This is a genomic window from Rhizobium anhuiense, from assembly GCF_003985145.1.
GTDB lineage: Bacteria > Pseudomonadota > Alphaproteobacteria > Rhizobiales > Rhizobiaceae > Rhizobium > Rhizobium anhuiense.
This window is the reverse complement of record NZ_ML133522.1, coordinates 182,979-196,808: the sequence shown is the minus strand read 5'-3', so window position 1 is coordinate 196,808 and position 13,830 is coordinate 182,979. Positions and strand designations below refer to the sequence as shown.

General features: G+C 61.9%; 12 protein-coding genes. 2 read left to right on the top strand and 10 right to left on the bottom strand.

Translation table 11 applies throughout. The annotated features are described in order from the left end of the window. Positions 1–23: 23 nt before the first annotated feature. The 3 genes from EEQ99_RS35360 to EEQ99_RS06995 form a co-directional block, all read right to left on the bottom strand. Positions 24–149, bottom strand: a complete 126-nt coding sequence (locus tag EEQ99_RS35360; RefSeq protein ID WP_254959063.1) for a hypothetical protein — start codon at positions 147–149, stop codon at positions 24–26. Positions 150–209: 60 nt separating this feature from the next. Beyond that, positions 210–1,409 carry a benzoate/H(+) symporter BenE family transporter gene (locus tag EEQ99_RS07000; protein WP_029867922.1) on the bottom strand — a complete coding sequence of 400 codons (1,200 nt, stop codon included), beginning with the start codon at positions 1,407–1,409 and terminating at the stop codon, positions 210–212. Positions 1,410–1,597: 188 nt separating this feature from the next. Further along, positions 1,598–2,182, bottom strand: a complete 585-nt coding sequence (locus EEQ99_RS06995) for an ATP-dependent Clp protease proteolytic subunit (protein WP_029867921.1) — start codon at positions 2,180–2,182, stop codon at positions 1,598–1,600. Positions 2,183–2,512: 330 nt separating this feature from the next. Here EEQ99_RS06995 and EEQ99_RS06990 point away from each other — a divergent pair, with 330 nt between their 5' ends. Further along, the gene (locus EEQ99_RS06990) at positions 2,513–3,286 is read left to right on the top strand and encodes a DUF2076 domain-containing protein (RefSeq protein WP_029867920.1); all 774 of its coding nucleotides are present in this window, start codon (positions 2,513–2,515) and stop codon (positions 3,284–3,286) included. 134 nt (positions 3,287–3,420) lie between these two features. On the opposite strand, the gene queF is transcribed toward EEQ99_RS06990, so the two are convergent. The 6 genes from queF to EEQ99_RS06960 all read right to left on the bottom strand — a co-directional run bounded on the left by queF (position 3,421) and on the right by EEQ99_RS06960 (position 10,763). Continuing rightward, entirely contained in the window at positions 3,421–3,885 is a 465-nt protein-coding gene (queF, locus tag EEQ99_RS06985) for a preQ(1) synthase (protein WP_029867919.1), read from the bottom strand. Next, complete coding sequence (gene emfA, locus EEQ99_RS06980) at positions 3,885–4,799, bottom strand: CDF family cation efflux transporter EmfA (RefSeq protein WP_047611305.1); 915 nt, start codon at positions 4,797–4,799, stop codon at positions 3,885–3,887. The genes queF and emfA overlap by 1 nt, the downstream gene beginning before the upstream one ends. Positions 4,800–5,016: 217 nt before the next feature. Further along, a complete protein-coding gene (locus EEQ99_RS06975; RefSeq protein ID WP_047611309.1) occupies positions 5,017–5,688 on the bottom strand; it encodes a DUF2161 domain-containing phosphodiesterase in 672 nt (223 codons plus the stop codon). Positions 5,689–5,703: 15 nt separating this feature from the next. Next, complete coding sequence (locus EEQ99_RS06970; RefSeq protein ID WP_029867916.1) at positions 5,704–5,943, bottom strand: hypothetical protein; 240 nt, start codon at positions 5,941–5,943, stop codon at positions 5,704–5,706. Between the two features lie 131 nt (positions 5,944–6,074). Beyond that, positions 6,075–8,264, bottom strand: coding sequence for an anthranilate synthase (locus EEQ99_RS06965; RefSeq protein ID WP_127430180.1), 2,190 nt, complete (start codon positions 8,262–8,264; stop codon positions 6,075–6,077). 264 nt (positions 8,265–8,528) lie between these two features. Next, the gene (locus tag EEQ99_RS06960) at positions 8,529–10,763 is read right to left on the bottom strand and encodes a TonB-dependent hemoglobin/transferrin/lactoferrin family receptor (RefSeq protein ID WP_127430179.1); all 2,235 of its coding nucleotides are present in this window, start codon (positions 10,761–10,763) and stop codon (positions 8,529–8,531) included. 271 nt (positions 10,764–11,034) lie between these two features. Between EEQ99_RS06960 and EEQ99_RS06955 the strand changes: the two genes are divergently transcribed. Beyond that, complete coding sequence (locus EEQ99_RS06955) at positions 11,035–11,982, top strand: extensin family protein (protein WP_029867913.1); 948 nt, start codon at positions 11,035–11,037, stop codon at positions 11,980–11,982. A 67-nt stretch (positions 11,983–12,049) separates the two neighbouring features. On the opposite strand, the gene EEQ99_RS06950 is transcribed toward EEQ99_RS06955, so the two are convergent. After that, a complete protein-coding gene (locus EEQ99_RS06950) occupies positions 12,050–13,729 on the bottom strand; it encodes a formate--tetrahydrofolate ligase (RefSeq protein WP_029867912.1) in 1,680 nt (559 codons plus the stop codon). Between the last annotated feature and the right edge of the window lie 101 nt (positions 13,730–13,830).

Genomic DNA, 13,830 nt, shown 5'->3' with positions numbered 1-13,830 from the left:
GGCTTTCGGCCGCCGGGCGCTCCTCAAAGGACCCGGCAACCGCGCGTAAGGCCGAGGAGAAGAAGCGAGGTCAGGGCGCGCGTATTGTCACGCAGGGCGATGCGGCCGCGTGCAATGCTGTTGGAAATCTTGGCGCCAGTGGTCTTCATGGCCGCGCTTATAACCTCGGGCAGTGGAACTGGCAAGCCCTCAGGCACAACGACCTTCCGCTATCTCGACGAGGCCCGGTCTTTCCAAATCTTCACTAGCCGGGACAGGGCGAGCATCAGCCCGCCCGCGATCAGGCCCCAGAAGGCGCCTGATATGCCGCCGAAGGAAACGCCGGAGGCGGTGACGAGGAAGGTGATCGCCGCCGCCTCGCGCGAATCCGGCACCTGGAACGCCGACATTGCCGAGGACGAGAAGGCGCCGACCAGGGCCAGCCCCGCCACCGCCTCGATCAGGATCGAAGGCGCGAGCGCGACGAAGGCCGTTACCGCGCCGGCGAGCAGCCCGAGGATGACATAACCGACGCCGGCGATCAGCGACGCCCAATAGCGCCGCTTCGGATCGGTATGGGCATCCTGCCCGGCACACATCGCCGCGGTGATTGCCGCCAGATTGACGGCGTGGCCACCGAATGGCGCCGACAGCAGCGAGAAGAAGCCGGTGACGGCAAAGAGCGGACCGGGCTTGGGATCGTAGTGATTGACCTTCAGGACCGCGATACCCGGGATATTCTGTGAGGCCATGGTGACGATGAAAAGCGGCAGCGCGATCGAGACGAGGCCGGCAAGATTGAACACCGGCCGGACGATCTCCGCCGTCGGCACCAGCGATTGTTCCAGCGATCTGAGCGCACCCTCGGGGATATCGACGCCGAAGGCGAGCACCAGCGCGAAGGCTGCGAGTGCCGCCGGCACCGCCCAGAGCCGCTTGAAGGCGCCGACGACGATCCAGGCGACAACGATCGGCAGGCCGAACAGCGGATTGAAGCCGATTGCCTTCACCGGCGCGAAGCAGAGGCCGATCAGCACGCCGGCGAGCATCGCATTGGCGAGCGGCGCCGGAATGGCGGCCACCGCCCGACCGAGCGGCTTGAAAAGCCCCGCGACGATGATCAATACAGCACAGATAAGGAATGCCCCGACCGCCGCATTGAAGCCGCCCTCGATAGCCCCGGTGCTTGCCAGCAGTGCGGCGCCCGGCGTCGACCAGGCAATGCTGATCGGCAATCGGGTCACGGCGCTCAGCACGATCGCGCAGATGCCCATGGAAATCGACAACGCCATCAAGCCCGAAGCCGCCTGAGCATCCGTGGCGCCGACCGCCTGCAGCCCGTGCAGCACAACGGCAAAAGAGCTGGCGGAACCGACGAAGGCAGTCAGCAGCCCCATGAACAGGGCCTGGACGGAAAAATCTTTGAGCATGGCGGACTCGTGGGCTGCAGGAGTGACGCATGGAGCATGATGGCTGCCGCAGGCGCAAGTCCGGAATCAGCGCTTTCCGTTCAACCCTTGCGGATAACCGTCTTCATTCAAACCAGCCGAAGATAAAACGCCCTCGCCTGCGATCGGCAGGCAAGGGCGGCTTCTTGGCAGCTTTTGGCTGAGAAAGCTCAGATGTCGGACTGCGACGTCACAACCCGCGAAACGAGGCCATAGTCCTTCGCCTCTTCGGCAGAAAGCCAGTAGTCGCGATCCGTATCCTTGGCGATCTTGTCGAGCGGCTGGCCGGTGGCCGCCGCCATGATCCTGTTCAGGCGCTCATTCATCTTGATGATCTCGCGCGCCTGGATCTCGATGTCGGATGCCATGCCGCGCGTGCCGCCGGAGGGCTGGTGCAGCAGGAAGCGCGTGTTCGGCAGGCACAGGCGCCGCTCTTTCGGAACCGCGACATAGATCAGCGCGCCGGCCGAGGCGACCCAGCCCGTGCCGATCATCCAGACCTTCGGCTTGATGAACTTGATCATGTCATGGATGGAATCGCCGGATTCGACGTGGCCACCGGGCGAATTGACATAGATGCGGATGTCCTCGTCACTGGCTGCGGCAAGCGCCACCAGCTGCGAGCAGACCTTCTGCGCCAATTCCTGATTGATCGGTCCGTAGATGAAGATCGAACGCGACTTGAAAAGATTCGCCTCCGTTTCCTTGCCGAGCGGCAGTTCCTTCGTCTTGTCGTCCTGGTCTTCGTCGTTCATTCGAACCTCTTGGAGATGAATTCGGGTTCCTCGCACATAGTGCGACTCAATGCCTAAAACAATGCGGGAAAAACACAAGGCACCGAAGCGATGCAGATATCCTTAAGAAGCCGCGCGCCGTTCTGCAAGCCTTACTGAATTGTAACGGTGAAAGGCTTTGAAAAGCCAAAATCGGTTCCTACCTCAGCCTCACGCGGCAAACGCCGCCAGCGCATAACCCCGAAATCGGAATCGATTGTCGGAAAGGATTATGCGCAGTTTTAAATTGATAGAGCGTCCTTAGCGCGTCCTATCGGACGCGCGGCGCTCTAGATCATTAGGAGACAGGACATGTCACCGGAAGAACGCCAACTGCTGACCGCCCTCTTCGACCGCGTGCGCACCGCCGCGGCCACACCGCGCGACCGCGAGGCTGAAGCGCTGATCGACCAGGCAACGCGCGAACAGCCATCGGCCACCTATTATCTGGCCCAGGCCGTCATCGTTCAGGAAAAGGGGCTGGAGGCGGCCGCCAATCATATCAAGGAACTCGAAGAGCATATCCGCCAGCTGGAAGCCGGCGCCAGTGAACACCACCAGGCCGAACAGGGCGGCGGCTTCCTGAGCTCGATCTTCGGCAATACGCAGACCCAGCAGCCCGCGCCTGTCCCCTCCAACCCCGGCCCATGGGGCCAGGCCTCCCGCGGTTATGACGAGCCCCGTGGCTACGACCGTGATGCCCGCCAGCCGCCGCAACAGCCGTCCGGCCCCTGGAGCCAGCAGGCCTATGCGCCATCGGCCGGCGGCAGCTTCCTGCGCGGCGCGCTCGGCACGGCAGCGGGCGTTGCCGGAGGCATGCTGCTTGCCAATTCGCTGAGCGGCATCTTCGGCAACCACATGTCCTCGCTCGGCTGGGGCTCGCCCTTCGGCGCCAACCCCTTCGGCAATGCCAGTGCGCCGACCGAAGAAACCGTCATCAACAATTATTACGGCAACGACGACACCCGCCAGGCCTCGGACAACGCAAGTGACGACAAGGACGCCAACGTGCAGCAGGCCGACTACGACGATGGCGACGACGATTATGTTGACGATTCGTCCGGCAACGACGTCACTGATGCTTGAGGTTTAAGGGCCAAGGAACGGCGCCAGTTGGTTTTACATGCCGCGCTGTTGCCCGGCCCTTCGCTTGGGCTCAGGGCGTTCGCCGCTGCAATCGATTCACTGGATCGATTGCTCGGGCTTTGCCCGACCGCGGCTCACCCACGCCCGCGATAGGTGGCAACACCCTGCTCCGGCAGCCACACGCCTTCCGGCGGCCTGCCCGTCTGCCAGAAGACGTCGATCGGAATGCCTCCGCGCGGATACCAATAGGCGCCTATCCTCAGCCACCGGGGATCGAGCAGCTCGACGATGCGCTTGGCGATGTAGATCGAACAATCCTCGTGGAAAGCGCCGTGATTGCGGAAGGAATGCAGGAAGAGCTTCAGCGATTTCGATTCCACCAGCCATTCGCCCGGAATGTAGTCGATGACGATATGGGCGAAATCCGGCTGCCCGGTCATCGGGCAGAGCGAGGTGAATTCCGGCGCGGTGAAGCGCACAACGTAGTCGGTACCGGCATGGTTGGACGGCACTTTTTCAAGCACCGCCTCCTCCGGCGATTGCGCGGTTTCGGTTTGCTGACCCAGCATCGACAGGCTGGAAACATCGGTACTCGGCATCATGCCTCCTTGACGACTTTGACGCGGATGCCGTGAGCCTTTTCGCCCTCGGGCTCCACGTGAATTGCGATAGTGGCGCCCTCGTGCACTGCCCTGATGGCATCCTCAAGGCGATCGCATATATCATGCGCCTGTCGCACGGACATCCCGCCGGGCACCACCATGTGAAAATCGATGAAGGTGACGGTGCCCGCCCGCCTCGTCTTCAGGTCATGCACGCCGATGGAGCCCGCCGCATGGGTGGCGATCGCCTGCTTGATCGCCTCCTCTTCCTGTGGCTCGACCGCCTGGTCCATCAGCCCGCCGATCGATTGCGAGATCACCTTCCAGCCCTGATACAAGATGTTGACGGCAACGAGGATGGCAAGCACCGGGTCGAAGATCGCATAACCTGTCGCCAGCGCCAGCAGCAGGCCGACGAGCACGCCGATGGAGGTCACCACATCGGACATGATATGCTGACCGTCCGCCATCAGTGCCGCCGAGCGATGCCTGCGCCCAGTGCGGATCAGCAACCGCGCCCAGATCGCGTTGATGACGCCGGCCGCGAAATTGATCGCAAGGCCGAGGACGGGTGCATCCAGCATGCGCGGCTCGGCGAGATAACCGATCGCCTCGGTGACGATCAGCAGGGCAGCGACGACGATCAGCACGCCTTCGGTGACGGCAGACAGATATTCCGCCTTGTGATGGCCGAAGGGATGGTCGTGATCGGCAGGCTTCTGCGCATAGCGGATGACGAAGAAGGCGACGAAGGCGGCAACGACGTTGACCGAGGATTCGAGCCCGTCGGACAGCAGCGCCACCGATCCGGTCACCCACCAAGCCACCATCTTCAGGCCCATGACACCGAGCGACAGCGGAATCCCCCACATCGCCAGCTTCCGAACCGTAAGATCGCCATTGTCACTCATATCGTTCCCCTGCGGTTGCGAATGAATTGCAGAATTCAAGCCGTTGAAACGCAAAACCGCCCACGCGAATGTCGCGCAGGCGGTTCAGTTAAGGGTGATATGGGCGATGACGGCGGATTTGTCAAAGGGGAATGACAAGTCGTTCACAGGCGTTGCCGTGTCCGGTCGGAAAGCGGCATACTGAGCGATCCCGCCGATGCTCCCTACAGCGCAGCTTTCAAGGTGGCGGGTCGGAAAATACAGGCTGCGGCCAGCGTAGAAGAGCGGCCTGCCCTGCAGGCGTCAGGGCATAAACGCCTTTTTCCATGCGCTCGAACCATCCGTAGACGTTGTCGCGCAGGATCGGGCCGGCCTTGGGCGTAAGCGCCTTCATATCCCGCGGCCGCGCCAATCCCCGCTCGAGTGCGGCGGCGCACAACAGCGCCTGCTGGCGATAGGCGGTCATGATCGGCGCCCGCGAGCCGCCGCCGACGGCCGGATCACCGCGGCGGCGCTGATGCTCCTTGACGAGGCGCGAGCGCCGCTTCGGATTGGTGCGCGGCATCGGCGAGACGGAGCTGACGATGACGCTGACCTCGCCGCCATCGGAAACGCCGAGCATGCCGATGCCGAGGCGCCGGCAGAGGTCGCGGTAGCGTCTGTCGGCCTCTCGCCCGCGCCCCTTGGCGGAAACGCGGGCCGCGATCCAGACCTCATCGCTCATCGCCGCCCGGTCGACCGCCTGCAGAAGCAGTTCGAGGTTGAAGGAGAGTTTGAGTTCGCAGACCACCACGACCGGCGGCTCGCCATCGCTCAACCCCACGAGATCGCATCCGCCGACCTCGCCCTTGACGACATAACCGGCCGCCTCCAGGAAAGCTTTGACCGGCAGGTAGAGTGATGTCTCCATGCTGAAAACCGCGCCTCAGGCGGCGTTGAGATCGGCAATCTCGCCATATCGCGCGAGCAACCGCGGCGACGACATGTCGCCGGTTTCTTCATCGACGATTACGGCATAGGCCGCCACGCCGACGAAACGCTGCGCCATCGCCGAAGCGATCTTTTCCGCGCTGACGGAGGTCGATGCCTGGCGCATTTCACCGGGCACGAGATTGCCGCGGTTCTTACGATAAGGGAGAATGATGAACTTTTCAGCATTGGCCACGGCGACGGGCTCCGATTGATCGTTCCTGAAATGTTCTGATTTACGGGAAGAAGTCAACCGAACTCTGATGTGAACGCCGCTGACCCGCCTTTCCCTTCCCGCAAAGCAGGAAGGGAGAGGTGGAATTGCGCTCAGGCAGCTTTGGTCTTCACCTTGCGCGCCAGATGCGCCACCACATTCTCGATCATCCGCATGCCGGCATCGCCGCCGAGCGTCATGATCGATTCGGGGTGGAACTGCACCGCGGCGATCGGCTCCTTTTCATGTTCGATGCCCATGATCGTGCCGTCTTCGCTTTCCGCCGTGATGATGAACTCGCGCGGCAGCGTCGAAGGATCGGCGAAGATCGAGTGGTAGCGGCCGACCGTCACCTCCTTCGACAGGCCGGAGAAGACGATGCCCGGCTCCAGCACGCGGATGCGCGATGGCTTGCCGTGCATCGGCAGGGCCAGATGGCGCAGTTCCCCACCATAGGCTTCGGCAAGCGCCTGCAGGCCGAGGCAGACGCCGAAGATTGGCAGATTGCGCGCCCGCGCCTTCTTGATCGTCGCCTTGCAGTCGAAATCCTTGGGGGTTCCGGGGCCAGGCGACAGCACGACGAGGTCGGGATTCAAACGGTCGAAGATTTCCTCCGGCACCGGCGTGCGCACGGTCGAAACCGTCGCCCCCGTCTGGCGGAAATAGTTGGCGAGCGTGTGAACGAAGCTGTCCTCATGATCGATCAACAGGATGCTGACACCCTTGCCGACGCTTGCGACGTCGCGCTGGATCTTGCCGGAATTACCGGTCTTGGCATCGCGGATGGCGGAAAGCATGGCGGAGGCCTTCAGTTCGGTTTCGGCTTCTTCTTCCTCTGGAATGGAATCATTCAGCAGCGTAGCACCAGCGCGCACCTCGGCGATGCCGTCCTTGATGCGCACGGTGCGGAGCGTCAGGCCGGTGTTCATATCGCCGTTGAAGCCGACCATGCCGATCGCCCCACCATACCATGCCCGTGGGCTCTTTTCATGGCTTTCGATGAAGCGCATCGCCCAGAGCTTCGGGGCGCCGGTGACTGTGACGGCCCAGGCATGGCTGAGAAAACCGTCGAAGGCATCCATGTCGTCGCGCAGCCGTCCCTCGATATGGTCGACCGTGTGGATGAGGCGCGAATACATCTCGATCTGCCGGCGGCCGATCACCTTGACCGAGCCCGGCTCGCACACCCGGCTCTTGTCGTTACGGTCGACATCCGAGCACATGGTGAGTTCGGATTCGTCCTTCTTCGAATTCAAAAGCTTGAGGATCTGCTCGCTGTCGGCAATCGGATCGTCGCCGCGCTTGATGGTGCCCGAGATCGGGCAGGTCTCGATGCGGCGGCCGGAAACGCGCACGAACATTTCGGGCGAGGCGCCGACCAGATATTCCTGATGGCCGAGATTGATGAAGAAGGAATAGGGCGACGGATTGATCGCCTTCAGCCGCCTGGAAATATCGGAAGGCTTGCTGTCGCAGCGTTCCATGAACTTCTGCCCCGGCACGACTTCGAAGAGGTCGCCCTTGCGGAAACTTTCCTTCGCCTTGGTGACAAGATCGGCATATTCGCCCGGCCGGTGATCGCTCTTCGGCGGAATGGAATCCGTATGCTGGAAGGGGTCGGGCGCGATATCCTGGGCCTTGCGCTCGGTCGAAACCCCGCCTTTTTCGAAATCGTAACGGTCGATCCAGGCCTTGGCGGCATAATTGTCGACGACGAGGATCTCGTCCGGCAGGTAGAGCACCATGTCGCGCTGGTCGGCGGGCCGCGTCAGCTTCAGATCGATCGCGTCGAACTGGAAGGCGATGTCGTAGCCGAAGGCGCCGTAAAGCCCGAGGCTCGCATCCGCCTGCGAATAGAACAAATCGGTCACGGCGCGCAGCACGGTGAAGACCGTCGGCATCTTCGAGCGCTCTTCCTCGGTGAACACCCGGTCCGGTGTCTTGACGGTCAGGTCGAGGCGACGGGCAGAGGAAGCGCCGAGCACAAGGTCGGCCACCGTCTTCAGCCGCTCGGTTACGAAGCCGAGGATCACTTCGCCACGTTCGTTAAAGGCTTCGATCCAGACGTCGCGCCCGAAGGAGGAGATGCCGAGCGGCGGATCGACGACGGCAGTATCCCAACGCGTGTAACGGCCCGGATATTCGTAGTTCGACGAGAACACCGCACCGCGGCGCTCGTCGAGCTTGTCGACATAGGAAGAGACCGCATCGCCGTAGGGAATCGCCCGCCGCTGCCGCGTGACGGATATCCCGCCCTTGGTCTCGTAGATTTCCGCACCATCATCCCGCAGGATCGTTACCATTGTTCCACTCCGTTATCGGGGCCCGGACGACAGGCGGCCATAAAACAAAAAAGCCGCCTCGAAGTTTCGGGCGGCTCACTCGTCGTCTTTGGACACGATTGGTCGAGGCCGCCTTAGCGAACCCACCACCAAACAGCAATGTTCAAGGACTTGATCATGAAAAATTGTTAGCCTGAGATCAGCCATTGCGCAAGAGGCGATTGCGGGATTGAAAAAGGGCGGCCCGAAAGCCGCCCTCCCCCAGCCTTGAAAGCGTGATCGCGATCAGAAAGTCTTGGTGATCGACACCTTGAACGTACGGCCCGGCTCCGAATACCATTCTTGCGGCTGCGACGCAGTCACCGAGGTCAGGTTGACGTCGCGCACGGCGAGCGCGTTGTAATGCTCCTGATCGAAGATGTTGTAGACACCCCCCTGGATACGCAGACCCTTCAACTGTTCCGGCGTCCACCATGCCGTCAGATCGACGACACCATAACCTGGCGCATCGAATGTGGTCGCAACATCGTCGTCAGGCATGGCTGCCGAGAGCGTCGAGGAAAGATCGAAACCGTAGTTGTCGTTGCTCCAACCGCCGCCGATGATCGCCTTGAAGGGAGCAACCGATCGCAAGTATTTGCCCGTATCCTCGTTGCGGCCATAGGCATAGGCAAGCGACGCATGCAGGTTGATGCCATTGTTGAATGTCTTGACGGCACTGGCTTCAATACCCGAAATTGTGGCCGCAGAAACGTTCGTGTAGTTGAACTCCGTAAAGCCGGTCGCGTCCCGGCTTGTCACCGTCTCTATAAAGTTCTGGTAGCGGGTGTGAAAAGCCGCAACCCGACCGGTAAAATCGCCCGTGTCGAAATTGGCGCCGATTTCGACGCCGCGGCCGATTTCCGGCTCCAGATCGGGATTGCCGAGCTGGGCGTAGCGGCCCGTCGGATTATAGAAGCGGCTGTAGAGCTCGTCCACGGTGGGTGCGCGGAAGCCAACGGCCAGCTGTGCGTAAAGCTGCACGTCGGGCGTCAGGTCATATGTGGCAAGGATCTTCGGCGACAGGCCGGCTTCCGTCCGGTCGTTCAGGTCCCCGAAACGAGTAAGCCCGGTATTGCTTGCGAAACTTCCGCCGGTCGACGGATTGTAGTTGAACCAGTCGAAGCGGAAGCCGGGTGTCAACGCGAAGCCGGTATTGCCGATTTCGATCTTGTCTTCGAAGGTCAGCCCCAGGTTCTGGCTGTCGACATTGGGCACTTCCGCCTGGTTGTTCAGCGCCGGGCACGTTGTGGGCGTCGGGCAAAGTGCCCAGCTATACTGGCTCCAGCTGGAAATGCCGACGTCGAGGCCCACGCGAACGGAGTGGCTGAGACCGGAATATTCGAAATCCTTCGTCGCCGTGCCGCTGAAGCCCCAGGTTTCGTTTTCTATCTGGTTGTTACGGCCATAAGCCACATTGGTGGTCGTACGGCCCCGGCTGCCGGCTTCCTTCTTCAAATCCAGCCAATAAAGCGTTGCGCGCGCACTGCTGAAGAATGCGTCGGAAGACTGCGCCTCATAATCGTAATCGAGAGAAACGCGGTCGCGGTCGCGCAGTTCGCGGCCGTCATAATTGTCGATCCGGAAGTTGCGCGGCGTCGTGCCGCCCTGGAGCTCGCGCAGGTCGGTCTTGAGATCGCGGCGGAAGCGTTCGGCCGTCAGGCCGATGCGATGACCGCCTTCCAGCTCCTGTCGCAGCTTGAAGAGCAGGTTGTGCTGGTCGAAATCGGCGGGATCCGCCTCGGTGCGAGAGCGGCCATAGCTGTCGTTGTCGCCCATATTGTCGCGTTCATGGCCCTTGCGGTAGCCGCCCTGAAACAGGATCGACGCGTTGCCGATCTTCTTGGCAGCGGCGGCCGAGCTGGAAATGCTGCGATTTTCGCTGTCGTATGTCGACTTGACGATCGCACCCCAATCCCGGCCTTCGGGAATGAGATCCTCCGGCTCGAGCGTATTGAGAACGATGGCGCCACCGAGCATGCCCGAGCCGCCCTTGCTCGAATCTGCGCCACGCACGATATCGAGCGACGACAGCGAATCGAAATCGAAGGTATCGCCGCCGCCATTGGCGTTGGCCGGCGCGAAAGCACCCTGGCGCGAACTGTTCGAAATATATGGGATCGGAATGCCGTCAATGGTGGTCAGGATGCGAGCGCCGGAGAGGCCGCGCAGGTTGAAGCCCGCGTCGCCACGCGAGTAGTTCACACCTGCATCGACGCTGCGGCCAATATCGTCGAAATTGGTGACCTGCTTCTCTTCGAGCGTCTTGGCGGTGATCTCGGTCGCAAGCGGCGTGTCGGCGACGCTGCCCGGCGCCACGCGTTTGCCCTTGACGACGATCTTCTGCAGGACGGTGCTGTCTTCTGCGGTGGCTTGCGGCGTCGTTGCCGGAGCGCTTTGCGCGAAAGACTGCGAAACAGGAAAAACAACTGTGGCTGCCGTGCAGACCAACAAAACCGAACGCCAATGCCGGACGATCATAACCTACCCTCTAATGATGATTACCGGGCTGGCTGGTCGTGGCGCGTCAAACGCTCGAGGGGCTGGCTGGGCTTTTGCGGATGAAGGCGACGCAGAATTTCTGCCTTCTTTTTGCCGCATAAAAAACATGAGTTCTATTGTCAACATAATCCGGCGATTTATGTTGAATAATATTATCAAGTTTTAACGATCTTCCTAAACGTTGCGCATTTGCAACGAAAACCGCCCTCGCGCATTATCCCTAACTATCGGCAGCAGGGAATCGGATGCGTTGAGAAAACTTTCGATACTGGCGATCCTGATCGCCGCTACCGCCTTTCTTGCCGGCGCCCGCTTGCCCCCACAAGGTCCACTGCCCCAACCTCGGCCCGATGCCGGCGAGACGAGCAGCCCCACCTCTGTCCCGCCTGCGGAGGCGGAACCGCCCGCGCCTGAAGAGGTGCCGGCCCCTCAGCCGAAACCTGATGTAAAGGCTCCGGAGGCACCGAGCCAGCCGTCGACGCCGGGGGCCGAACCGGCCCAGCCTGCGCCGGCCGAACCCATGCAAGGCCCGCCGCTGCCCCCGGGCAAGCTTGAAAGCCCGCAGACCCCGACTGAAGAAAACAAGCCGCCAGCCGAGCAGACGCTCGAAGAACAGCATCTGACGATCGAACCCGAAAGCGACACCGAGCACGCCGAATGCACGGCCGCACTCCGGGCTTTGGGCGTCGTCTTCAAGGAAACGCCGCGTATCGATGACGGCAACGGCTGCGGCATCGACAAACCGATCATCGTCTCCGAAGCCCTGCCCGGCATCAGCCTGAAGCCGGAAGCGACGCTCCGCTGCCCGGCAGCACTCGCCCTTGCCCGCTGGATGAAGGACAGCGTCATCCCGACCGCCTCCGCCGCCTTGCCGGAGCAGGGCCGCATCACCACCGTCAACCAGGCAACGGCCTATATGTGCCGCCTGCGTAATGGCGCCGGAACAGGCAAGATCTCCGAACATGCCCGCGGCAACGCCATCGATATTGCCAGTTTCCATTTCGAAAAGGGCGAGGATGTCGCCGTCCGCTCCCGCCGCGAGGATCCGACGCTCACCGGCGCCTTCCAGCGCACCGTCAGCGCCGCCGGCTGCCTCTATTTCACCACCGTCCTCGACCCCGAAAGCGACGCGGCCCACGAGACGCATTTCCATCTCGACGTCATCGAGAGGAAGGGCGGCTATCGCTATTGTCACTAATCATTTCAACGAGTTGCGGTTCACGCTTGAATCAGGCCGTCGAACAGATGAGCAAGCGTTCTGAAGATCAGAACAAGCCCTCGATATAACCCTGATCGTTCAGGAAAATCCGCTCCGCCGACGGCGATTTCGGCAGGCCGGGCATCGTCATGATCTCGCCGGTGATGGCGACGACGAAGCCGGCGCCCGCCGAAAGCCGCACCTCCCGCACGGTGACGACATGGCCTTCCGGCGCGCCGCGCAGGTTCGGATCGGTGGAGAAGGAATATTGCGTCTTCGCCATGCAGATCGGCAGATTGCCGTAGCCCTGCTCCTCCCATGTCTGTAGCTGGTCGCGCACCGCCTTGTCGGCCGTCACCTCGCCGGCATGGTAGATCTTCGAGGCGACGATCTCGATCTTCTCGAACAGCGAAATGTCGTCGCCATAGAGCGGCTGGAATTTCGCTTGGCCGGATTCAGCCAGTTCCACCACCTTGTGCGCCAGTTCCTCGATGCCGGCCGAACCCAGCGCCCAGTGGCGGCAGAGGATCGCCTCGGCGCCGAGTCTTGAGACGAATTCCTTGACCGCCGCAATCTCGGCGTCGGTATCCGAGACGAAATGATTGATCGCCACGACGACGGGCACGCCGAACCGGCGCACATTGGCGACGTGCCGTCCAAGATTGGCGCAGCCCTTCTTCAACGCCGCCACGTCCTCGGTGCCGAGATTCTCCTTCTTCACCCCGCCATTCATCTTCAGCGCCCGGACGGTCGCGACGATGACCGCCGCATCCGGTTTCAGCCCGGCCTTGCGGCATTTGATGTCGAAGAATTTCTCCGCTCCGAGATCGGCCCCGAAGCCTGCTTCCGTCACCACATAGTCGCCGAGCTTCAGCGCCGTCTTCGTCGCCGTCACCGAATTGCAGCCATGGGCGATGTTGGCGAAGGGTCCGCCATGCACGAAGGCCGGATTGTTCTCCAGCGTCTGCACGAGGTTCGGCTGCATCGCATCCTTCAAGAGCACCGCCATGGCGCCGTCGGCTTTCAGGTCGCGCGCATGCACCGGCGTGCGGTCGAAGCGATAGCCGATGATGATGTCGCCGAGCCGCCGCTCCAGATCCTTGAGATCGGTGGCGAGGCAGAGGATCGCCATCACCTCGGAGGCGACGGTGATGTCGAACCCGCCCTGGCGCGGGAAACCGTTGGCGACACCGCCGAGCGAGGAGACCATGCTTCTGAGCGCCCGGTCGTTCATGTCCATGACCCGCCGCCAGGTGATGCGGCGAATGTCGATATTCTCTTCGTTGCCCCAGTAGATATGGTTGTCGATCATCGCCGCCAACAGATTGTGCGCCGAGGTGATCGCATGGAAATCGCCGGTGAAATGCAGGTTGATGTCTTCCATCGGCACGACCTGCGCATAACCGCCGCCGGCCGCCCCGCCCTTGACGCCGAAACAGGGGCCGAGAGAAGCCTCGCGGATGCAGATGATGGCTTTCTTGCCGATCCGGTTCAGCCCGTCGCCGAGCCCGACGGTGGTCGTCGTCTTGCCCTCGCCCGCCGGTGTCGGATTGATCGCAGTGACGAGAATCAGCCTGCCGTCCTTCTTGCCTGCCTGCGCCGCGATGAACTCAGCGCTGACCTTCGCCTTGTCGTGACCATAGGGAGCGAGTTGCTCAACCGGAATGCCGAGTTTCGCCCCGATCTCGAAGATCGGCTTCTTGGCAGCTGCGCGCGCGATTTCGATATCGGATTTGATGGCTGGCATGGATGTCCCCCGTCCGACCCCCGCGGACGCAGAGTCGTTGTTTTCCCCTTATCGAGATAGCGAAATATCGGCGAAGTGTGAATAGCGCCACGCCTTGCGGC